Here is a 22952-nt window from a genome sequence, read left to right as displayed (position 1 = left end):
GGGGAGACCAAAGCCTCGCCATCTAGACAATATGTAATCTTCCTTAGCATTACTGTGCTTATAGTAATGGTCGAACAGCTCTAGGTCGTTTCATCGTATATTGTTCACAGCTGAAGTCGTGCAACTCTGATCACGGCGGGGAAACATTCTTATCATTGTTTGCCTTGCTGATTTTGATTGATCCCGATTGCCTGTTAGCTGGTTGATATCAAAGCCGCGTCATATGTTTGTAATTACAGTTTGTATTGTAAGAACTGCATTTCGATGAAGTAAATATAATGACAAGAGCGATTTATGCTGTGAATTATATGTTGATGACCAAATATACTTATTAACTTTAATTACTCGTTCAAGTTAACATGGCTGACGCTCAATCTAAGAAAGAACTATCTTTAAGAAAATGATGGGCCAGACAGCAGTGCCGTATCTTTGCATGCAATCCATGTTTTCAGTGTAATTTAGCTATTTGTACCGGTTTTTACACTGCGCCTCGTGGATATCTCTGACACAAATAGCTAAAGAAAAAATCTGCATATTATGTAAGGGGACAATATGGCTTATTTTCCAACCTGGCGTTTGACCAATAACGTCACCGTTTTACCTGATGAACGATTGCCGACGTCTGCCGCAATCCCGATGGGCATTCAGCATCTTCTTGCAATGTCCGGATCCACGATTGTTGCGCCGCTGATTATGGGCTTTGATCCCAATGTCGCGGTCTTTTTTTCCGGTATCGGTACATTATTGTTCTTTCTGATCACCGGTGGCCGTGTACCAAGCTATCTTGGCTCTTCTTTCGCATTTATCGCCGTTGTTATTGCTGCGACAGGCTATGGTGGCAGCGGTGCTAATGCCAATATTGGCGTTGCTTTAGGCGGAATTATTGCCTGCGGTGCGCTTTATGCTTTGATTGGTCTTATCGTCATGGGCGTTGGCACCGGCTGGGTTGAAAGGCTGATGCCGCCGGCTGTTACCGGTGCAATCGGTGTTGCTATCGGGCTGAACCTTGCACCTGTTGCTGTCAGTCAGCTTAAAGGAACGCATGCGCATATTACGATCGCTCTGATGACAGTCCTGTGCATGGCGATTATTTCTGCATATGGCCCGCGCGCGACCCGTCGTGTTGCGGTTTTGCTGGCACTGGTTTTCGGCTATCTGCTCGTTCTGATTTTTGGTAACGGATTGGGTATGGTTCCGGGCATTAATTTTGATGCTGTCGGAGCAGCTGCTTGGTTTGGTTTGCCGCATTTTGTGAAGCCTGAATTCAGCTGGCCTGCAATTACATTGATTGCGCCGGTTGCTATTGTTCTTGTTGCAGAAAATCTCGGTCATATTAAAGCGCTTGGCTCTATTACCGGTCAGAATATGGATCGCTATATCGGCAGAGGCTTCTTTGCAGATGGTCTGGCGACTATGGTTTCCGGTTCCGGTGGTGGCACAGGTGTAACGACCTATGCAGAAAACATCGGTGTTATGGCAATGACTAAGGTTTATTCGACTCTTGTCTTTGTTATCGCCGCGGTTGTTGCTCTGGCTTTGAGTCTGTCACCAAAATTCGGTGCAATTCTCCAGACCATTCCGGCTCCGGTTCTGGCTGGTCTGGCCGTCTCGGTTTTCGGTCTGATTGCTTCTGCAATGGCACGCATCTGGGTTGTGAATAAAGTTGATTTCGCCGATCCGCGTAATCTTTTCACTGTTGGTGTGGCGCTGATTTTCGGTGCAGGTGACTTTACTGTTACGATCGGTGATTTTGCATTGGGTGGTATCGGTACCTCCACACTTGCTGCATTGGTTTTATACCAGCTTCTTGGCATTGGTCGTCGCGAGACGGCTTAATGATAAAGCAAAACACTGGCCGGAAAGGTTCCGGCCAGTGTTTTTTGTATTGGTAGTAAAGACACTATTTTGGTCTTTAATGTAGTGTTGCACGGTCGAAAACGGACATATTCATAAACTCGCCGTCATATTCAGCGAGATAGACCAGACCTTTGCGATTTAAATATTCGACCCTGCCATTTTTGAAAATCAGAAGGCCTTCTTCCCGTAGTTCCCGCAACATACGGTTCATATGAATCGGGCTTAGTCCCAACGCATCTGCAAGCTGATATTGCGTGATAGGACAGTAGAAACCCGTGTCTTCACCCATGCCGCAGGCTTTCGCTCTGTCTCCCAGCTCCAGCAATAAATGTGCGGTTCTCACCAGAGCGCTACGGCAACCGATATTCGTAATATGCTCGATCAGCATAGATCGTTGTCGTGCAAAAAGCTCAATGAGCACAAAACTGAGTTTTGGAGCGCTATTGATAGCGTGGGCGAGGGAGTTCAGCGGGATTTCGAAAACGGTCATCGGGGTAATGGCGGCGACAGTGTTATAACTGCGGCCTGCAGCGGTTCTTAAACCGACAAAATCACTGCGCATCGGAAAATCCAGTACCTGCCTTTCCCCGTTGGACAGATCGCGATGGACACAGCCCCATCCGCTTTGCACCAGATGGATACTGCGGATACGCTCACCCTGATTGATTATAGTCTGGTCGGTTTGAAAATGGCGCTCTTCAACCTGCAAGCCGGAGATGGCCTGAAGCTCAGTTGTTCCGAAGTCGGCTGCAATGGGCGGTGCTGTGAGAAGCTCTGACAGAGCGTTTGTAACGCCATTGGCATTTTGTGATTTATTATGCATCCTCCTCCCCCGCTCTTACTAAACTGAAAACGCCGAAATCAGGGCGTTCATATATGGGTTTTGTTCCGAAACCGTTTTGCGGGCTTCGGGATGCGCATACGAACATTGCCGGAATTAGACTTACACTTTGGAAATGCTCTGTTTATTTGTTTTTATATACGATCCATTACACAGCCGGTTTTTGTTTTGCCGGAAACGCACTAGATCAAAAGATGTAGTTGTTACCCCTATTTGTGTAATTAAATTTCGGCACGCATATTTATAAAATTTATTTTTGCTAACTTAGGTTAAGGACAAGCTTATCCTATAAAAGCAATAATTCAAACCATCCGCATTAGTTTTGTTTAAGCAACGCAGATGGTGCGAAGCTGGTTGCGCGCTTATTATGACTAAAAACATCAAGTATAAGATGAATGTTTATAAAGTAGAGTAGGGAGGAGTGGGGGGATGCAATACAGGGCAGCTTCCGAAGGTGCAGGGGAGTATAAGATGATGATCGCAGAGAAAAATCTGGAAAAACGTCTTGTTCTCATCTGCAAAAATAATCTTGATCGCGAATGTCTGTATAATGGATTACTTAATACAGGTTTGAGGCTGCCAATTGTTTGTTACGAAACATTGGAGCATAGCGACGCTGAATCTGCCGGTTTGAGTGCAGCTGTTTTATTGCTGCATATCGGCACCAGAAAAGTAACGGATCCGGAGCTTTCCGGAGAGATTAAAAACATCAAAGCGGAATGGGATCCCGTGCCGCTCATATTGCTGTCTGAATGTGAAGACTGGGATCAGGTCGTCTGTGCCATAGAGCTTGGAGCCCGCGGTTATATTCCGACTTCTGTTGGTATCCGTGTTTGTGTTGAAGCGGTTCATCTGGCCATGGCCGGAGGGACATTTATACCGGCAACCAGCATTACCGGAAAAGCACAGCCCAAAAAGACAGACACCCATGAGTTAAGCGGGTTGTTTACTGCCCGTGAGATTCAGGTGATTCAGCTGTTGCGACAGGGAAAAGCAAATAAAGTGATTGCCTATGAACTGAGTATGAGTGAGGCGACTGTCAAAGTTCATATGCATAATATTATGAAGAAATTCGGTGCTACAAACCGGACAGAAGTCGCCTATAAATTGAACAATTTATATCAAAATGTATTTTAATACATTCTCCGGAATTGAGAAGATTATTTGAGCGCATTGCAAGGTGTGAGGATTTCTTTGCGCTCAAATAATTTTCAAGTTCCGGTCGTTTAATATCCCAAATCATTTCATCGTTTATTTTAACCGGCTGACCCGCTTGTGCCGGCTGAATCTTAGAGCGGTTCCGGTTCATCTTGAATCGGTAAAACAGCTCTAATTTTTTGTTTTTGCTCATGTCTTTATTCAAAAACCGGTTCCCGCTTTTGGGAGACATGCTCTAGAAATTGTGTAGGAGTGGATGTTGTCCACTCCTACAGAATGAGAGCGGGTATCCTATTGATTCGGACTCTCATTCTTTTCGAAACGGAAGAAGTAGAAACTTCCCGTTATTTTACTCTTTGGGGGCGAAGAGTAAGTTTCAGGCTGCCTGCGATTGCTATTACCGCTGGCATCAAGAAAATACATTATCCAGCGATAGTCAGGGATTGATGCTGACAAAGCCTGAGGCTGAGCCCATTGCACCACCGGTTGCGCTGGCTGCGGACGATCCACCGAGAAACCCTGTGCTCGAGTTTGCAACGGCACCTGACTGACCGGAAATACCAGAGCTGTAAAGAGATCCGGAAGCACCGATACCAAAGCCAGGTACAACGACGCCGCCGCCGATACCGGTTGTGGTGGCCCAGCCATTGGTTGTGCCATAGCCCTGAGCTGTGGAACCGGCTCCTAAGAAGCCGCCGCCGCTGACTGCGGAGTTACCCATAGTCTGACCGGCGAAGCCGCCGCCCCATTCAACTGTTTGTGCGGAAGCAGGCAGTGCTCCGGCGAGAGCCAGCGCTGAGACTGCTGCAAAAGCAAGAAGTCTTTTCATTTTTATATCCTCCAACTGTTATGGCAAATCTCCCGTTTGCCAGATATATCCGACGATATATCCCGCTGCCCATGGCCGCTCAGAAGGCTTGGCCATGGGCAAAAGGCTATATCCACGAATGGCAAAATCTTTGTCATGTGGTTGATTTTCATGCTCTGTTTGTCTGCTCACATCACAGGACGCGGGCAAAACCAGGCGCGACCTCTTTGCGCGTCATTGCGCAGTGTGCAGCCTTTGGCTTCCAGATCACTGCTGGAAAGACCAAGGGCTTTCGCAGAGTAAGTCCGTTTGTTGCCGACGGGGGCGGGAGCAGAGGCTCTCTGTACGCGCGGAGCGGGGGCAACTGAAGCGGATGCTACGGCTGTCGGCGTGGTGCGGTATGAGACCTGCCGTGCAGCCACCCCCTGAGAAGGGCAGACAATACCTGTCGCATTCAATGAGGCGCGAACCTCTTTGTTGAGGCAGACCAGATCAAGGGCAGCGCTTCTGTGCCCGAGACCTGCCAGAGCTGACGCATAGGCACGACGGTTACATTCCTTCATTTCATAGGTCGAACCGATACCAAAACCCCAGCCGGTTGCACCGATACCGGCACTGGCTGAGCCCGCGCAGGAATGAACACCTGCAGCTACCAACCCCGGAGAGATCGCAGGAACAGTCGTTCTGATCCTGTTTGGGGAGGTGTTGGAACTGCCAATGGCAATCGCCGTTGCCCCTGACTGAGAGTTGGAATTGGCATTATTGTCCATTGTAAAGGACTGCGCCAATGCGTTACCGCCAGTAATACTGATAATACCAGCGCACAATAGGATACCCAGTTTAGCCATAGCTAACTCCTTTCCGGGGCGCGAGAACGCCCGGCTTTGTGTGGCTTGATTGTTTGATGACATATGCTGACAAAGCGGATTTGCTTTGCTGAAACTGATTGTAAGTATGTTTCGGGCTTTGAAATGCTGGAAAATTGATTAATCGGAATAATAATATTGATGGGCTTTCTTTACCTGCCTGTAAATTTATTATCCCTATTGTCTATGGTTTCTCTAAACCGGAACTGTATTTCTGTTTTTGTAGAACGTAAGATTTACGCAAAGTTACGTATCTGCAGGTGGTTTAAAACTGCTGCTGCATGAGCGGATCAGCAGAATTCAGGTGAAATTCCATGGCGATTCCGCAGACAAAAGACGAGTTGACCGACGCTGTTACTGTAAATTTTGACAGTCTGATGCGGCTTGTCCGAAAGGTTCCGGCCGACAGGATCACAGAGAAAAGCCTCGATGGTCATGCCAAAGACACGCAAATGAGTGTGAAGGATTTGCTGGCTTATCTCACCGGCTGGAATGAACTCGTGATTAAATGGCTGGAGAAGGACCGTACCGGTGAGCCGATCGATTTTCCGGAGACAGGGTTTAAATGGAATGAGTTGGGCAGACTGGCTCAGAAATTTTACAGGGATTATGATGCTCTGACTTATGAAGCGCTGTTGTTGCGTTTGCAGGCCGCTAAAGAAACAATCATTCAGCAGATTTCAGAGCGATCAGATGAAGCACTTTATGGTGCCGGCTGGTACGACAAATGGACGATGGGGCGTATGATACAGTTCAACACTTCATCGCCCTATAAAAATGCCTGCGGGCGCTTGCGCAAATGGCTGAAGACAGTTCCGGCTGACAAATCGCAGGCGATGTAAAGGTTGCGAAAACCGACGGCTATCATTATATAGCCACAGTGCAGGACGACCTGCCATTGCATCATACGGGGACGGCCCCTCTATCCGGTGCAGAGTGTATCAGAACCCAGTGTTCCGAGCCGCATTCTGCCCTTTTGAATGACGCGCATTGTTCTGAAATTGTTTTTCAGATGCGCTCGAACAGATGGAGAGCAGGCCCATATGAAACAACGATCTGAACCAGCCGCTATGCCAGCCGTTACTAAGGTTGCATCGCTGCGGTCACTTTTCCCGCCGCTGACAATTATCCGCCTTCTGATTGCATGGCTTGTGGTTGCTGTTTTTGCCATTTGGGGCAAACAATGGCTGAGCGAGCCGTTTGATAGTACAATTGCAGTTCTGTGTTTTCTTGCGCTGTTTGCAACAATCATCATGGCATCTTTTGGTGTTGTAGGAGAGGCGGATCATCTGGCGCATCAGTTGGGTGAACCTTACGGCACGCTTATTCTCACGCTGTCGATTGTCTCTATTGAAGTTATTCTGATCGCATCGGTTCTGCTCGGGCCGGGTGAATTTCCGACAATCGGTCGTGACGCTATTTTTTCCGTCATGATGATTATTCTTAATCTTGTGACCGGCCTTTGTTTGCTTGCAGGCGGTTTGCGCTATCGTGAGCAGGAATATAATGCGCAGGGCGCAGTCACTTACTTGTCGCTGATTACCGTTCTGACCGGACTTGCTCTGGTGCTGCCAAATTATGTTTCCGGTGCCGGTGAGTTCAACTTTGTGCAGGCCGTAGCATTTTCTGCCATTACGATAGCAGTCTATGGCCTGTTTCTATGGATGCAGATCGGCGGTTACAGCCGCTTGTTTATTCAGCCAAAATCAGGCGATATGACCGTACTGGCGAGTGAAGCGCAAATGCTTGCCCAAGACGATGAGGCACCGGCAGCTTTGGATAAACGGGCAATCCTTATCCGCTCGGTTATTCTGATCGCGATGATCCTGCCGATTGTTTTGCTGGCTCATGATCTGGCTATTCTGATTGATTACGGTATTGAGGCGGTCAATGCGCCTGTAGCCCTTGGTGGCGTATTGATTGCAATCATTGTGTTTACACCGGAGTCGATTACAGCTGTGAAAGCGGCGCTGAATAATGAAATGCAGCGCGCGATTAATTTGTGTCTCGGTGCTTTTGTCTCGACTGTGGGGCTGACTGTACCGGCGGTGCTGATTATCGGTCTGGTGATGAATAAAACCGTGACAATGGGTATTTCCGGCGTTGAAACAATTTTGTTTCTGCTGACAATTGCGCTCACGGCTTTCAGCTTTATCGGGCAGAAAACCTCTCCGGTTCAGGGGATTTTGCATCTGGCACTGTTTGCTGTTTTCAGCGTGTTGCTGTTCAGTTCGTAAAATATGACATAACCCGTTCAAAGAAGGATTTTGTAAAATGAAGCTTATGCAAGTGGCCGGTGCCGGTATGTTTGCCCTGATGCTGAGCGGGTTTGTCTCCGGAGCATCTGCCCAGAATAGTAAAGTGGTTGAATTGTATAAATCACCTTATTGCGGATGCTGCGGTGCATGGGGCGACCACATGAAAGCGGCGGGCTTTGAGATTAAAGAGCATAATATTGAAGATCTGAGCCCGATCAAAGCCAAATACGGTGTTACGGATGATCTTCAGTCCTGCCACACAGCTATTATTGATGGCCATGTTATTGAAGGTCATGTGCCTGCGCAGGATATTGAGAAACTTCTTGCTGAAGGCGGTGAAAAAGCCGGTCTTGCCGCACCGGGTATGCCTGTCGGCTCTCCGGGAATGGAACAGGGCGGTATGAGTGAGCCTTATCAGGTTATCCGTTTTTCAAAGACGGAGCGCTCTGTTTTCGCACAGCATTAATAGCGCAATGACTGTAACAGCTGCAGGGCTGTTACAGTCATTCTTCTCAAGGCCGGATTAGCCTTGTGCCTAGAGCGGTTTGCGTTCAGATCGGATCATAGCGCTCGCTCTGGATTTTTTAGTTTGCCGCATTGTCACAGTCGTCAAATTGATTCAATTTGACTGTGAAATGCTCTAGCTTTTCTCTTTGCTGAGCAATGTGCGTTTGCGCTCCACACCCCAGCGATAGCCGGAAAGACCGCCGTCATTGCGTACAACACGGTGGCAGGGAACGACAACGGCAACCGGATTGGCCGCACAGGCACCGGCAACTGCACGCGCAGCTTTAGGCATGCCGGCAAGACTGGCGAGTTCCGCATAGCTGACGGTTTGTCCCGGTGGAATCTGACGCAAAATCTGCCAGATTTTTTGCTGAAAGACCGTGCCGTGAATATCCAGCGGCAAGGAAAATTGCGGCTGCGGCTGATCGATAAATTCCAGACAGGTCTTCAGTGTCGTTTCAAAATCACTGCCACCCTGTGAGATTTCAGCTTTCGGGAAGCGTTTCTTCAGATCATCCAGCAAGTCGTCAGCATTATCACCGAGCAAAATCGAGCTGATGCCTTTTGACGTTGCGGCAACCAGTATTTTACCAAGGGAGCAGGGGGCAATTGCATATTGAAGCATGATGTCTGCGCCTCCTTTTTTATAGGCAGATGCGGTCATACCGGAAAGCCTGTTTTTTGAGGCATAGAAATTGCTGCTTTCATTATAACCGGAATTGTAAATCGCCTCTGTCACAGAGGTTTTATTGTTTTTAAGTTCATGTTCAAGCCTTTGCATCCGCAGTGACTGGGCATAATTTTTCGGTGTGATGCCGGTAACCTGCTTAAACAGCTTGTGAAAATGCGATGTGCTGAAACCGGCATGGGCGGCGAGGCTGCTGAGATCCGGTGCGGTTTCATTGTCGCGGATCAGGCGGCAAGCTTCTTCGACAATCCGGTTCTGCTGTTGCAGCAATGTTTCCTGACGCTGAGGCAGACAGCGCAGACATGGCCGGTAGCCTGCTGTTTCAGCCTGACGGGGGTGGTCGAAAATCTGCGTATGCTCAGGTTTTGGTCTGCGGGAAGGGCAAGTCGGCCTGCAATAAATACCTGTTGTGCTGATGGCATAAACAAATGTGCCGTCGGCATCAGTTTTGCGATCCAGCACGGCCTGCCAGCGCGGATCATCAAGGAGTTTGTCTATGCGGGCGTGCTTGTTCACGATCTTACCTTTCTTTGAATGGATCACAGGTTATCGCGTGAATTTTACTGTTGCACTGCAAATCTTATTTTCAAATTTGAGCATGTATCCCAAAAGTGAGTGCCGGTTTTGGGATACAGACATGCGTTAAAATAAAGCGAAAGGGCGAGTATAGCGCATCAGATTATACGTAACCCGCTCTAAGCCGCTTTTCTGAAGGTCAGATTGATGCGGTAACGGCCAAGCAGCGGATGATCTCCGTCTTTCAGTGGCGTAATACCATGATAATAAAGGCGTGATACGCCGCCCCATACCACAACATCGCCGTGCTGCAATGCATATTTGAGCACCGGATCTGTCCTTTTCAAGCCGCCGAACTGAAAGGTGGCAGGCAGACCCAGCGATACTGAGACAATCGGATGGTCAGGACTTTTCTCATCTTTATCCTGATGCAAAGAGAGTTTGGTCTTTGGCTCATAGCGGTTGATGAGGCAGGCATCGGGCATAAAATCAGCATAACCGGCTTTGGCCGCTGCTTTTTGGGCAAGCTGCAGAAAACTCTCCGGCATCTGCGGCCAGTTCCGGCCTGTCTGCGGATCAACAGGACTGTAGCGATAACCACTGCGATCACTGACCCAGCCGAGTGGTCCGCAATTGCTCATAGCAACAGACATGGTAAAGCCGCCGGGCGTAATCAAGTGCCGGAACGGAGCCTGTTCGGTGATGGCAGACAGGCTTGAGAGCAGATCCTGTTCCGCTGACAGAGCAAATCCGCGTAACAATACAGCGCCTTCAGCAAGGTTTTCCTGCTCTGGTTGCGCGGAGGTCAGTCCTGAAAAAAGATCTTGCATCATCATAACCGGATCAGAAAAGGGCACGAAATATGAGTATAAACGACTGTAGTCTTAGAGCATAATTTTAAAACTTGGGTCAGTTGAAGGTAAAATTATGCTCTGATCTTAAAGTGCTCGAGCGAGTTTTGTGTGCTTGAGCATTTCACAGTCAAGCTGGATCAACTTGACGTCGGGATAATGCGACAAACTAAGAAATCTAGAGCGGACATTGCGATCCAACATGAACGTAAACCGCTCTAAGTCTGGCACACGGCGCTCTAATGAAAAATAGGAAGTGCGGCAGAGGCGCGTTTAACCGGCGCAACCTGTTCTGAGCGCTTCACCTGAGCGAATTTCTGAATATCCAGAACCGCATTCTGAATTTTTTCGTGCTGCAAAATCGCCTGACGACCGGAAGCGATGGCCAGATCAACCTGTTGTTTCGGCAGGCTGAAACGGGTCGGAATTTTGTTGAGACGGGCTTGCGTGGCGCTATCCAGATCACGGAAACTGACGGCTTCCACAATCAGGGATAAATCCCTGCAATTCCAGCCCTGCAAAGTACCGCGATATTCTTTGACCTTGGCTGAAGGCAGTGAGCAGCGATACTGAATGAGATCTTGCTGCCATTGATTGGTGGCCAGTTTCAGAGCATCAAAACCCTCACGCACAGAGGCCGAGATTGCTGTATAGACTGTGGCAGCGGCGACCTCGGTCAATATCGGGCCGTTTACATTTGTTGCCCATGGTTCTTCACCCTCAGTTCCGGCATCCGCAACAATGAAAATCAGCTTGCGCAATTTGACCGCCTCTGCCGGAGACAGCGGGCCGTAAGGATTTTTTGCGCCTGCTCGTGCCAGCGCGAATGGGGTGACACCGATATTATCGGTCAATGCGCCATCCAGCAGCTTGATATAGCGTTGCTTCGGATCATTGCGATAAGCATAGAGGCTGCGTGCATAGGCATTGAGACGCAGTGAAACATCCGGATTGGTGAGTGTCTCCTGTAGCCATTGTGGCGGCTGATAGTTACACTTCTTGTGCATGGCGGAGATAACCACCGGAGAGAACACCACGGGAACTGCAGCCGAGGCACTCACTGCATCGGCAAGATAGACTTTATCGAGATCGCTGCACAAAGCTTCAAATGTATCATCGGTAAAGTGGAACGGCGTGCGGTTATAAATATCGGATGCGGTAATCCACACGGTCGGTGCATCACTGCGTCTGAGGGCTGCAAAGGTTTTACCATGAAACAGATTGTCGTTCAGCCATTGGGCAAATCCGTTCCGGTCATTCAGACCGCCGCCGATGGTGCGTACGACATTTTCGGGATGCAGCAATGAGGTACGCAGGCCTTCCTCTGCATTGCGGTACAGAAATTTCTCCCGAAAGTCGCGATACTGTTCAGGGCCGGTCATGCCGTAATAGGCGGCAGCAACTGCACCGCCGGAAGCACCGGAAACCAGCCTGACATTATCAATCAGCCGCCGCTTATAGGGATATTCATCAATGACCGTTTCATCCAGCGCCTGCAATACACCATAGGCAAAAGCGGCAGAGCGCGTTCCGCCGCCTGAAAAGGCCAGCGCTACAACGGTTGATCCGTCATTGCCGTGATCGGCGATATAGTCGGTTCTTTTGCTTTGAATATCCGACTCATGGCTGTTGATCGGGCCGACATCTTTGGACGCGCAGGCGGACAGAGCAAATAGCGCAGCAGAAATCAGACTGATTGATAAACGCACATTCTGCTCCGTTTTATTGGCCATGGGCTGAAACAGACAGCAACCGCAGCCTGTAAGATGCCTGTTTTATTGCATATCCAGCACTTTTAAGAGAGCGGTTTGTTTCCGGCAAGTGAAATTCAAATGGCGGAAAGATAAAACAAAGAAAAACAATTATAGGTGGTGCTTATGTTCGTGCAAATCGTCCATCGAATAGTATAAGAAATACTGATCCTGCAAATATGGCTGTGCATTGATCGGGTGCTGCGGAATTCGTAACCGGTATGGACGCGCTGGTTTGCAGGTGATTTGCATTGGGGCATAATGGGAGTGGGCTATGGGAAAATTTGATTTCAGCAGCTTTTTGCCGGAGCTGATTAAGATAAGGCATCAGCTGCATGCGATGCCGGAAATCGGATTATCTGAATTTAAAACATCGGAATTCATTGCGCAGCATCTGACAAAATGGGGCTTTGAGGTAACGCGCGGTCTGGGACAGACGGGCGTTGTCGGATCGCTGAAGCGCGGCGACAGCAACCGCTCAATCGGTTTTCGCGCAGATTTTGACGCTTTGCCGATTTTGGAAGAAACCGGCCTGCCTTATGCAAGCCAGCATGAAGGTGTGATGCATGCCTGCGGCCATGACGGCCACACAGCGATGCTGCTGGGAGCAGCCTATGCGCTGTCGCAGGATCAGGATTTTAACGGTGCGGTTCATATGATTTTCCAGCCGGCGGAAGAGAATTTCGGCGGTGGCAAAATGATGATCGAAGACGGTTTGTTTGAGCGCTTCCCTTGTGAGCAGGTTTTCGCGATTCATAATATGCCAGGGCTGGCGACAGGCGTATTTTCAGCCAAAGCCGGTGCGATGGCTGCATCGATTGATGTACTGACGCTGACTGTTAAAGGCAGCGGCGGTCATGGTGCCATGCCGGAGCTGACCGTTGATCCGGTTGTGGTTGCATCCAGTATTGTGATGGCTTTGCAGACGCTGGTTTCCCGTAATATTTCTCCGCATCAGCCTGCGGTGCTCACCGTTGGCTCTTTCCAGTCCGGTTCTGCCTGCAATATTATTCCGGATACTGCTGTGCTAGAACTGTCGATGCGGGCAATGGATCCGTCTGTACGGGTAGCATTGCGTGATCGCGTGGATGAAATTGCCCGTTTTCAGGCGAAAAGCTATCAGGCGGAAGTACAGCTTGACTGGGCTGTGGGCTATCCGGCAACCATCAACAACAAACAAGCCTATGAACTGGCGCGGGATGTGGCGGTTGCCAGCTTTGGCGAGGATGCTTTCGAAGAGCTGGATGTGCCGATGATGGGCAGTGAGGATTTCTCCTTCTTGCTGGAAGCCGTGCCGGGAGCCTATATTTTCCTTGGCAATGGTGACAGCAGCGGGTTGCATACCAGCCGCTACAATTTTAATGATGAGATATTGGAGCGCGGAGCCTCTTTCTTCCATCAGATGGCAAAATCCAGTCTCGTATAGACATAAAGCGGGCGAATCTGCCCGCAATGTTGCAGATCACCAGGGTGATATATCTATCGAATTTATGCATAGCCTCATGAAGGCTGTGCATATGGTCGTCTGTAAATCCTAAAAATCGTCGAAACGAAGTTTTATTGCGCAAAATGACGTAAAAATAACATCTAATTTTAACAAATGCGCAGCTTGCTTTTCATTTCGTATAATGAAAGGCTTCACTCAAAGATGGAAAATGCCGGAGCTTTATACCTTGCAAGGAAGGGTAAGGCGAACCGGCATGGCGGGAAACAGTGACAATACTGCAGAGCAGAATGCGCGGGAACAAAGCGACGAATGCCTGCAGCAGCATGAAGGGGAGGGCACATCATGTCCGCGAGCGGGATGATTATTGCCGATAAAATTTTGCACAATGGTACCATCTGGTGCGGTTATGAAGAAGGTACTGTTGAGGCACTGGCCATCTGGCAGGGCAAGGTACTGGCCGGCGGCAAGTCTCAGGATATTCTGCAGTTTCAGGGGGAGGCTACAGAGCTTGTTGACCTCAAAGGCGCATTCGCCACACCGGGTCTGAACGACGCGCATCTGCATCTGATTTCCACTGGTTTGTCTCTGAAGCGGATTGATGCAACACCTGCTGTCTTGCCGACACTGGCTGATTTGCAGGAAGCGATCCGTGCAAAAGCGGCAACATTGCCGAAAGGCGAATGGATTCTGGCGCGCGGCTATGACCAGACCAAGCTGGATATTGGCCGTCATCCGCATAAATCCGAGCTGGATCAGGCGGCCCCCGAACATCCGGTTCTGCTGACCCGCGCCTGCGGTCATGTGGCGATTGCCAATTCCTTTGCGCTGAAACTTGCCGGTGTGGATGAAACAACACCTGTGCCGGATGGCGGATTGATTGAACAGAAAAACGGCGCTCTGACCGGTATGCTGGCTGAAAATGCGCAGGATCTGGTGCGTGCTGTTATTCCTGAGCCAAGCGAAGAGCAGATTATTGAAGCCATTGAGGACGGCGGCAATATGCTGCTTTCCTATGGTATTACATCCTGCATGGATGCGGCGGTCGGTCAGATTGCCGGTTATAAAGAAATCCGCGCTTATAATATTGCCAAGCGTGACAACCGTCTGCCGGTGCGTACATGGCTGGTTCTGCTTGGTGATCCGGGCAAGTCAGTGGTGCCGCAATGCTATGAAAGCGGTCTGGTTTCCGGTGTCGGCGACGATATGCTGACCATCGGTGCGGTCAAACTCTTCCTTGACGGTTCTGCGGGGGGCAAAACCGCATGGATGTCCGTGCCATATCACGGCGATGATGTGGACAATATTGGTGTGCAGATTCTCAGTGATGAAGATTTGCAGGCCATGGTGATGGATGCTCACGCCAAAGGTTACCAGCTGGCTTGCCATGCGATCGGCGATATGGCGATTGAACAGCTGATTACCGCCTATGAAAAAGCGCTGGCTGCTTATCCTGATCCGGATCGTCGCCACCGTATTGAACATTGCGGTTTCTCCAGTGATGAACAGCATCAGCGTATGCTCAAAGCCGGTATTTATCCGTGCCCGCAGCAGGTTTTCATCTATGATTTCGGCGATGCTTATATTTCGGTTCTGGGAGATGAACGTGCCCGTCCGAGCTATCCGCTGAAGACATGGCGCGATCTTGGTTTCAAACCGGCGACCGGCAGCGACAGCCCGGTCTGTCATCCGAATCCGTTTCCAAATCTTTACACGATGTTGACCCGCAAGACGTGGAAAGGCACTGTAATGGATGAAAACCAGCGTGTTTCCATCGAGGAAGCTTTGCAGGTTTACACCGAATATGGTGCATTTTCACAGAAGATGGAGACTGTGAAAGGTAAGCTGGTTGCCGGTCAGGTCGCGGATATTGCCGTGTTCTCACGCAATATGCTGGAAGCGACACCGGAGGAAATTCTCAGCGATACGCAGTGCATTATGACATTGCGCGGCGGTGAGATTGTGTTTGCACGCTGAAACAGCGGCAGCGTATCCCGAAAATTGTGAAGCGGTTTTCGGACAAGATACGCGGCAAAAGCAGAGAATAAGGCTGCGGGATTAGGAGACCGCAGCCGGAATAAAAATAAATTCTGAGGAGGGGATATTCTCAATGATGAAACGCTTAGCCTTAATCTCAACAATGGCGGCATCTTTGCTGGCCGGCGTGGCCATGAATGCTTCCGCTCAAGAACCGCGCAAAGGCGGCACGATTAATTTCGTTGCGCCTTACGGTTCAAGCTTCGGTACGCTGGACAATCAGGCAACCACTGCAACGCAGGACGAGTTCCCGACCAAAGCGCTGCATCGCCGCCTTTATTCATGGGATGGCACAGCCAACAAGCCGCAGCTTGATCTGGCAACGGAAGTGACGGCTTCGGAGGATCGTCTGACCTATACTTTCAAACTGCGTCAGGATGCATTCTTCCATAATGACAAGCAGATGACTGCTGATGACATCATCTACAGCTATAAGCGTGCGATGACACCGGGCAAAGCCTATCCGGCTGCGCGCTATATCAGCAATATTAAGGGTGCTGATGCCTATTCCGATGGCAAATCTCAGGAAATCGAAGGCCTGAAGAAAATCGATGATTTCACACTTGAAATCACACTGAATGAAGCACTTGCACCGGGCTTTATTTTCATGCAGCCGAGCACAGTGATTTATCCGGATGGCGAAGCCGATAAAGACAGCTTCAAGAGCCGTCCTGTGGGTCTCGGACCTTACAAATTTGCTGAATATGTGCCGGGTTCGCGTCTGACCGTTGAAAAATGGGAAAAATTCTACCTTAAAGACAAGCCTTATGCCGATAAGATCAACATTATGCTGATGGGTGAAGCCGCAGCCCGCGATGTTGCTTTCCGTAATAAGGAAATTGATGTTTCGGTTCTCGGGCCTGCACAATATGTGACCTATAAAGCTGATCCGGAATTGTCGAAGAACATTCTGGAAGTAGCGGAAGTTTACACCCGTGTTATGGGCTTCAATACAGATGTGAAGCCTTTTCAGGACAAGCGTGTTCGTCAGGCGATCAATTATGCGATCGATTCTGATCTGATCATCAAGCGTCTGGCTAAAGATAAAGCCTATCGTGCTGTCAGCTGGCTGCCATTGTCGTCGCCTGCTTTCGACAAGGATGCCAAGCCATATCCTTATGATCCGGAAAAAGCGAAAGCCCTGCTGGCTGAAGCCGGTTATCCGGACGGTTTTGAATTCGAGCTGACCGCAACGCAGAATGAAAGCTGGGGTCTGACAATTGCAGAAGCGATTATTCCTATGCTGGATAAAGTCGGCATCAAGCTGAAAGCCAAGCCGGTTGAATCCGCTGTGCTTTCGGAAGATGTGCCAAGCGGTAATTTCCAGTCCTTTATGTGGTCGCTGGAAAGCGGTCCGGATCCTCTGACAGCGCTGCAGTGCTTCTATTCCAAGACACCGCAGTCCTCCTGTAACTACACAAAATTCAACAATGCTGAATTTGACAAGTTATATGAGGCCGCTCAGAAAACAACCTCTGAGGATGAGCGCAACGATCTGCTGCGTCAGGCCAATAATATCCTGCAGGATGAAGCACCATACTGGTTCTTCAACTATAACAAGGCCGTTATTGCCTATCAGCCATGGTTGCATGGCCTGCAGCCAAACTCTGCCGAGCTTGCAATTCAGGCCTATGAAGAGCTTTGGGTGGACGACAGCGTTCCGAGCGGTCGTTAAGCCCATGCCCGTTTGAGGCGGGGGGCGTGCCGGAGAGCGGATTTCTGCTCTCCGGTCCAATTTCAGTCTTCAGAGCATTGTGTTTTTGACCGCACGTGACCGGATTGAGCCTGTCGCGCGGGTTTTATTGTCCAAAATGCTCTCGGTTTTTGTTTCGTCGCATATCGGTACGGAGCGGATGCAGGAAAAATCAGTCGGGTGAACAGGCTATCCTGCGGATATGTTTCCGGATTTTTCACGATATGCTGTAGGAAGGGGCACGCAGGTTGCTTCGATTTGTTATCAGGCGAGTATTGCAGATGATACCGACCATTCTGGCGGTATCTCTTCTTATCTTCGTCATTTTCAGTGTTATTCCGGGCAGTTTTACATCCAGCCAGATTGCTGACGGTAAGGGACGCAATGATCCCAAAGTTGTCGAGCAGATGAATAAGGAATTCGGCCTCGACAAACCGGTTTATGAGCGGTTCGGGACATATATTGTCAGTCTGGTGCAATTTGATTTAGGTAAATCATTCCGCACACGCCAGCCTGTGACACAGGTGCTGATGGAGCGTATGTGGCCGACGATGAAGCTGGCTATTGCCGCTATGATGCTTGCGGTGCTGATTGGTGTGCCGCTCGGCTTTATCGCGGCGCTGAAACCGGGCAGTATATTAGATACTTTCACGATGATTGGGGCGGTTTCCGGCCTGTCGCTGCCGCAGTTCTGGCTTGGTCTGCTGCTGATGTATTTCTTTGCACTGACTTTGGGCTGGTTGCCGAGTTTCGGTTATGGCGACGGCGGTATTCGTAATCTTATATTGCCGGCGGTAACCTTGAGCGTGGCACCACTGGCCTTGTTGGCGCGCACAACCCGTGCTGCAGTGCTGGAAGTGATGGGCGCGGATTTCATCCGTACAGCCCGTTCCAAAGGTATGAATGCATATCGTCTGGTTACGTGGCATCTGGTGCGTAACGCGCTGGTTCTGATTATCACCACTGTCGGTCTGCAATTTGGTTCGCTGATGGGCGCAGCCGTTGTTATCGAGAAATTATTCTCATGGCCGGGGCTCGGCTCACTGCTCGTTGACAGCGTATCAATGCGCGATATTCCGGTGGTGCAGGGTGCTATCCTCATGATCGTATTGTGGTTCCTGATCATCAATACGGTTGTCGATATTCTTTATGCGGTAATTGATCCGCGCATCAGCCACGAGTAGCGCCATGAGATTACGTTTCAATCTGTTATTCGGCGGAGTGCTGTGTGTGGTTATTCTGGCCGCCGGTATTTTCGCTCCTTTGCTGGCACATTATGATCCGGTGCTGGATGCTGACCTGATTAATGCGGAGCTGCCGCCGGACGGTGATTTCTGGTTCGGCACCGACGCACAGGGGCGTGATGTGTTCAGCCGTGTGCTTTACGGGGCACGCATTTCGCTGACTGTGGGTATTGTCTCGCAGATCATCAACACGATCATTGGTCTGACTTTGGGCATTTCCGCTGGTTATTTCGGTGGCCGCTGGGATGATTTTGTCTGCGGTCTGACCAATCTGATGCTGTCGATCCCGTCGCTGATTTTTGCACTGGCAATTATGGCGATCCTCGGGCCTGGTCTTGGTAGCCTGCTGATTGCGCTGGGTCTGACCAACTGGTCATGGACCTGCCGTATTGCCCGCTCATCCGCATTGTCTTTGAAGAAGCAGGGCTATGTTCAGGCCGCAAAGACGCTGGGCTATAGTGATATCCGCATTATGATCACCCAGATATTGCCGAATATGATTGGCCCAATTCTGGTTATCGGTACACTCGGCATGGGTGATGCTATTCTGGCAGAAGCGGCACTTTCCTATCTCGGTCTGGGCATTCGTCCGCCATTCCCGAGCTGGGGCAGTATGCTGACCGACGCGCGTGAGCTGATTGCCATTGCGCCATGGGCGGCTATTTTCCCGGGGCTTGCAATCTTCCTGACAGTTCTGGGGCTTAATCTGTTTGGTGACGGCTTACGCGATGTGCTGGATCCGCATATGAGGAGCCGCAAATCATGAGCGATACACCATTATTAGAACTGAAGAACCTGCATATTGATATGGTCTCCGGTGAAACGCGGTTTAACGTGGTTGAGAATGTTTCATTCTCGATCGGTGCCGGTGAAACCTTTGGTCTGGTGGGGGAATCCGGTTGCGGAAAATCCATCACTTCGCTTTCCATTATGGGGCTTTTGAACCGTCCTCTGGAAGTGAGTTCCGGTGAGATCCTGTTTAAAGGACAGGATCTGCGTAAGCTGAGCAATCGCGATATGCGTAAATTGCGCGGCAGCCGGATTGCGATGATTTTTCAGGAGCCGATGACTGCACTGAACCCTCTGGCAACAGTGGGACGGCAGATTGCTGAAATGTTTGTGCTCCATCAGGGCGCAACATGGCATGAAGCGGAGAAGAAGGCGATTGAGGCCTTGGCGCAAGTGCATGTGCCTGCACCGGAAAGCCGTGTGAAAAACTATCCGCACCAGATGTCCGGCGGTATGCGTCAGCGTGTGATGATTGCCATCGCGCTGGCCTGCAATCCTGATCTGCTGATTGCGGATGAACCGACGACCGCGCTTGATGTGACGGTTCAGGCGGAAATTCTGAAACTGATGCAGGAATTGTGCTCATCGCGCGGAACATCCGTGCTGATGATCAGCCATGATCTCGGCGTGATTGCGAAAATGTGCAAGCGCGTCGGTGTGATGTATGCCGGTCATCTGGTTGAAGAGCAGAATGTAGCGGACTTGTTCGGGCATCCGGCGCATCCTTATACGCACGGGCTTTTGAGCTCACTGCCCGTTTTGGGGCAGCGGAAACCGGATGAACGTAAAAAGCTTCAGGAGATTGAAGGTGTTGTACCTTCTATTTCGGCTTTTCCGAAAGGCTGCCGGTTTCAGCCGCGTTGTACACGGGCGACTGATATTTGCCTGACAAAAGTACCGCCGCAAACCGAGCTGGAACAGAATGCAAGCATTCAGAACGGGGATACGGAAGCCAAACGCGGTTTCGTAAGGTGTTATCATCATGAGTGAGAAAAACACGCCGCTGTTGCGTATTGAAAATCTCAATGTTCATTTTCCGGTGGCTGCCGGCTTGTTTCGTAAGTCAAAACAAGCCGTGCGCGCGGTCAATAATTTCAGTCTTGATCTGAATAAAGGTGAATGTCTTTCCATTGTGGGGGAATCCGGCTGCGGCAAATCCACTTTGGCGCTGTCAATTCTCGGCCTGCAAAAACCGACTTCGGGTACGATCTATTTTGAAGGCAAACCGATTACCGGTGAAAAAGGGCCAAGCCGTCTTGAGCGGGCACAGATGGCGCAGATGGTTTTTCAGGATCCTTATGCATCGCTCAATCCGCGCCAGACGATTTATACCTCGCTTGCAGCGCCTTTGCGTCTGCAGGGTGTGACGACAAAATCGGAACTCAATGACCGTGTTGAGAACACGATGAAACTTGTCGGTCTGAAGCCAGAGCATGCCAAACGCCTGCCGCATGAATTTTCCGGTGGTCAGCGACAGCGTATCGGTATTGCCCGCGCGCTGGTTCTCAATCCGAAAGTTGTGGTGCTGGATGAGCCGGTTTCCGCGCTGGACGTATCGATCCGCGCACAGATCATCAATCTGTTGCTGGAACTGAAGGATGAACTGCAACTCTCATATATAATGATCAGCCATGATCTGAGTGTGGTTGAGCATATGAGTGACCGCGTTGCGGTAATGTATTTCGGTCAGGTGGTGGAACAAGGTCCGTGGCAGGATGTGTTTGCCAATCCGACACATCCTTATACACGGCGATTGATGGGCGCGATTCCTGATCCGTTTGCAATTGTTCGCGGTGAAGAACGCAGCGGTATGGATGAGGCTCCGCCACCGCCTGCAGGCTATGATTATTATCCGCGGGAATTCGGCAAACATGATGTTTATACCGTGCCGCCGGTAACAGAGCTTTTGCCTGTTGCCGACACGCATAAAGTCCGGTTTATCGCTCAGCGATAATGACGGATATTGATGCATAATATATTATAAAGAGAGAAAAGGTCATGAACCGGTTACGGCTCGTGGCCTTTTATTCTGAGAGATGGTGACTGAACACAATGATGAGGGCAGGGAATTGTCAGCACGCCAAAAACTGGATGCAATTTTAAAACGTCTTGAAGATCGCAAGGCTACGGAAGCGGTTTATGTCAAACTCTATCCGGATACAGCGCTCGCTGAAGCCGATGCCGCAGACCAGAGAGCAGCAAGAGGGGAGAGTCTTGGCCCGCTGGATGGCAAGATTGTCTCGATCAAAGACCTGTTCGATGTGGCGGGAGAACCTAATCTTGCCGGTTCAATCATTCGTAAAACAGCAAAGCCGGCGACAAAAGATGCGGTGATCGTCGAGCGCCTGCGTAAAGCCGGTGCGATTATCATCGGCAAAACACATATGACGGAGTTTGCCTTCACTGCAACGGGGCTTAATCCGCATTATCCGGTGCCGGGCAATGCTTATGATGCAAGTCTGGTGACCGGCGGCTCCTCGTCTGGTGCAGCTGTCAGCGCGGGTGAAGGCACATGTGATATTGCAATCGGTTCAGATACTGGCGGATCGGTTCGTATTCCGGCGGCATTGAACGGTGTTGTCGGCTTTAAACCGACCCATGGGCGCGTTTCGCTGGAAGGCGCGTTTCCGTTGTCGCCGACCCTCGATTCCGTCGGGCCTTTGGCCAAGACTGTTGTGGCTTGTGCGGATGCTGATGCGATTATGGCCGGTGAAGCGCCGCGGCCTTTAGAAAAGATCGAACTCGCAGGTCTCAAAGTCGGTATTCCGCAGGGCATTGTGCTGCAGGATATGGAAGAGGACGTAGCTGCGGCCTATCAGTCCGTGTTGAAAAAACTGGAGGCTGCCGGTGCGGTATTTACAGAGTGCAGCTTTGACACTCTTATTAATACACTGCGCACAGGCCCGAACAAAGGATCACTCACCGGCATTGAGGCGGCACATATACATAAAGAGTGGCTCAATGATTTATCGATGCCGGTAGATGAGCGTGTCAGCGTGCCACTGCGTGACCGTTTAAAAATTCCGGCTTCGGAATATGAGGCATTGCTGGCATTCCGCGGAGAACTGGTCAAACAAGCGGATGAGATGATGGCCGCATTTGATGTTGTGGTATTGCCGACGACACCTGTCAAAGCAGTGCCGATTACTCAGGTAGAAAATGATGAACCGGAATATGACCGGTTTGAAACTCTGTATCTGCGCAATACGCAGATTGTGAACCAGTTCGCGATGACTGCGCTTTCCATTCCTATGCCAATGCCGGAGCGTCCGGCAGGTCTGATGCTGGTTGGCCGTAATGGTTCTGATCGTAAAATTCTGGCTATTGGTGCAGCTGTGGAAGCTTTGCTGAGCGCATAAAATGTTTCACGGGAATCATAAATGACAAAAACGCCGCCAATAAATCTTGGCGGCGTTTGTTTTTTGCAGGTTTGTTCCCCCGATTCTCATCCTTCAGGCGTTTTGATTCTGAATTTACGAGTCGAAACAAGGGTTTGGTGCTGTGATTTGATATATTTGGCTGGGTTCTTGGGGTGATTTGGGGAGGTTTTGGGTGTTGGAGCGGTGTGGTGAGGGGATAAAGCGGGGTGATGGGCGCTGTTTTTCGATTTTTGTTATAAAAATTCCATAAAAGGTGTTTTGGCG

Annotated in this window: 20 protein-coding genes; 13 read left to right on the top strand and 7 right to left on the bottom strand. The window is 50.0% G+C overall.

Annotation, left to right across the window (positions count from 1 at the left end; all coding sequences use genetic code 11):
- Nucleotides 1-552: 552 nt before the first annotated feature.
- Complete coding sequence (locus tag BKD14_RS18690) at nucleotides 553-1836, top strand: solute carrier family 23 protein (protein WP_075657621.1); 1284 nt, start codon at nucleotides 553-555, stop codon at nucleotides 1834-1836.
- A gap of 76 nt (nucleotides 1837-1912) precedes the next feature.
- On the opposite strand, the gene BKD14_RS18685 is transcribed toward BKD14_RS18690, so the two are convergent.
- Nucleotides 1913-2680 carry a Crp/Fnr family transcriptional regulator gene (locus tag BKD14_RS18685; protein WP_075657620.1) on the bottom strand — a complete coding sequence of 256 codons (768 nt, stop codon included), beginning with the start codon at nucleotides 2678-2680 and terminating at the stop codon, nucleotides 1913-1915.
- 492 nt (nucleotides 2681-3172) lie between these two features.
- Here BKD14_RS18685 and BKD14_RS18680 point away from each other — a divergent pair, with 492 nt between their 5' ends.
- Nucleotides 3173-3835 (top strand): response regulator transcription factor, encoded by a 663-nt coding sequence (locus tag BKD14_RS18680; RefSeq protein WP_245293690.1) that lies wholly within the window; start codon nucleotides 3173-3175, stop codon nucleotides 3833-3835.
- A gap of 457 nt (nucleotides 3836-4292) precedes the next feature.
- On the opposite strand, the gene BKD14_RS18675 is transcribed toward BKD14_RS18680, so the two are convergent.
- Together BKD14_RS18675 and BKD14_RS18670 are read right to left on the bottom strand one after the other, a co-directional pair.
- Nucleotides 4293-4685, bottom strand: a complete 393-nt coding sequence (locus BKD14_RS18675) for a hypothetical protein (RefSeq protein WP_075657619.1) — start codon at nucleotides 4683-4685, stop codon at nucleotides 4293-4295.
- Nucleotides 4686-4852: 167 nt separating this feature from the next.
- A complete protein-coding gene (locus BKD14_RS18670; protein WP_075657618.1) occupies nucleotides 4853-5512 on the bottom strand; it encodes a hypothetical protein in 660 nt (219 codons plus the stop codon).
- Between the two features lie 332 nt (nucleotides 5513-5844).
- Between BKD14_RS18670 and BKD14_RS18665 the strand changes: the two genes are divergently transcribed.
- The 3 genes from BKD14_RS18665 (at nucleotide 5845) to BKD14_RS18655 (ending at nucleotide 8254) form a co-directional block, all read left to right on the top strand.
- The gene (locus BKD14_RS18665; protein WP_075657617.1) at nucleotides 5845-6372 is read left to right on the top strand and encodes a ClbS/DfsB family four-helix bundle protein; all 528 of its coding nucleotides are present in this window, start codon (nucleotides 5845-5847) and stop codon (nucleotides 6370-6372) included.
- Between the two features lie 201 nt (nucleotides 6373-6573).
- A complete protein-coding gene (locus BKD14_RS18660; RefSeq protein WP_245293689.1) occupies nucleotides 6574-7767 on the top strand; it encodes a calcium:proton antiporter in 1194 nt (397 codons plus the stop codon).
- A gap of 37 nt (nucleotides 7768-7804) precedes the next feature.
- Nucleotides 7805-8254 carry a DUF411 domain-containing protein gene (locus tag BKD14_RS18655; RefSeq protein WP_022709131.1) on the top strand — a complete coding sequence of 150 codons (450 nt, stop codon included), beginning with the start codon at nucleotides 7805-7807 and terminating at the stop codon, nucleotides 8252-8254.
- Nucleotides 8255-8428: 174 nt separating this feature from the next.
- Here the strand turns inward: BKD14_RS18655 and ada are convergent, their stop codons facing one another.
- The 3 genes from ada to BKD14_RS18640 form a co-directional block, all read right to left on the bottom strand.
- Nucleotides 8429-9499, bottom strand: a complete 1071-nt coding sequence (gene ada / locus BKD14_RS18650) for a bifunctional DNA-binding transcriptional regulator/O6-methylguanine-DNA methyltransferase Ada (RefSeq protein ID WP_139316486.1) — start codon at nucleotides 9497-9499, stop codon at nucleotides 8429-8431.
- 179 nt (nucleotides 9500-9678) lie between these two features.
- Nucleotides 9679-10329: a DNA oxidative demethylase AlkB gene (gene alkB, locus BKD14_RS18645; RefSeq protein ID WP_075657615.1), complete on the bottom strand. Its 651-nt coding sequence runs from the start codon at nucleotides 10327-10329 to the stop codon at nucleotides 9679-9681.
- Between the two features lie 260 nt (nucleotides 10330-10589).
- Nucleotides 10590-12059 (bottom strand): patatin-like phospholipase family protein, encoded by a 1470-nt coding sequence (locus BKD14_RS18640; RefSeq protein WP_139316485.1) that lies wholly within the window; start codon nucleotides 12057-12059, stop codon nucleotides 10590-10592.
- 316 nt (nucleotides 12060-12375) lie between these two features.
- Here BKD14_RS18640 and BKD14_RS18635 point away from each other — a divergent pair, with 316 nt between their 5' ends.
- The 8 genes from BKD14_RS18635 (at nucleotide 12376) to BKD14_RS18600 (ending at nucleotide 22667) form a co-directional block, all read left to right on the top strand.
- Nucleotides 12376-13527, top strand: a complete 1152-nt coding sequence (locus tag BKD14_RS18635) for a M20 aminoacylase family protein (RefSeq protein ID WP_022709135.1) — start codon at nucleotides 12376-12378, stop codon at nucleotides 13525-13527.
- Nucleotides 13528-13890: 363 nt separating this feature from the next.
- Nucleotides 13891-15522: an amidohydrolase gene (locus BKD14_RS18630; protein ID WP_075657613.1), complete on the top strand. Its 1632-nt coding sequence runs from the start codon at nucleotides 13891-13893 to the stop codon at nucleotides 15520-15522.
- Nucleotides 15523-15658: 136 nt separating this feature from the next.
- Nucleotides 15659-17257, top strand: a complete 1599-nt coding sequence (locus BKD14_RS18625) for an ABC transporter substrate-binding protein (RefSeq protein WP_083647302.1) — start codon at nucleotides 15659-15661, stop codon at nucleotides 17255-17257.
- A gap of 266 nt (nucleotides 17258-17523) precedes the next feature.
- A complete protein-coding gene (locus BKD14_RS18620) occupies nucleotides 17524-18459 on the top strand; it encodes an ABC transporter permease (RefSeq protein ID WP_022709139.1) in 936 nt (311 codons plus the stop codon).
- A gap of 4 nt (nucleotides 18460-18463) precedes the next feature.
- Nucleotides 18464-19285 carry an ABC transporter permease gene (locus tag BKD14_RS18615; RefSeq protein WP_022709140.1) on the top strand — a complete coding sequence of 274 codons (822 nt, stop codon included), beginning with the start codon at nucleotides 18464-18466 and terminating at the stop codon, nucleotides 19283-19285.
- On the top strand, nucleotides 19282-20298 hold the full coding sequence (locus BKD14_RS18610; RefSeq protein ID WP_022709141.1) for an ABC transporter ATP-binding protein: 1017 nt from the start codon (nucleotides 19282-19284) through the stop codon (nucleotides 20296-20298). The genes BKD14_RS18615 and BKD14_RS18610 overlap by 4 nt, the downstream gene beginning before the upstream one ends.
- The gene (locus BKD14_RS18605) at nucleotides 20291-21262 is read left to right on the top strand and encodes an ATP-binding cassette domain-containing protein (protein WP_075657611.1); all 972 of its coding nucleotides are present in this window, start codon (nucleotides 20291-20293) and stop codon (nucleotides 21260-21262) included. Before BKD14_RS18610 ends, BKD14_RS18605 begins: the two co-directional genes overlap by 8 nt.
- 85 nt (nucleotides 21263-21347) lie before the next feature.
- Nucleotides 21348-22667: an amidase gene (locus tag BKD14_RS18600; RefSeq protein WP_245293688.1), complete on the top strand. Its 1320-nt coding sequence runs from the start codon at nucleotides 21348-21350 to the stop codon at nucleotides 22665-22667.
- Here the strand turns inward: BKD14_RS18600 and BKD14_RS19485 are convergent.
- Nucleotides 22630-22952 (bottom strand): hypothetical protein (locus tag BKD14_RS19485; protein WP_210215539.1); only part of this gene is annotated, 323 nt, incomplete at its 5' end. The two genes, BKD14_RS18600 and BKD14_RS19485, sit on opposite strands and share 38 nt — an antisense overlap.

The organism is Pseudochrobactrum sp. B5 (genome assembly GCF_001939785.1).
In the GTDB taxonomy this organism is placed as follows: domain Bacteria; phylum Pseudomonadota; class Alphaproteobacteria; order Rhizobiales; family Rhizobiaceae; genus Pseudochrobactrum; species Pseudochrobactrum saccharolyticum.
The sequence above is the reverse complement of the archived record's forward strand: the minus strand, read 5'-3'. Positions and strand labels throughout refer to the sequence as shown.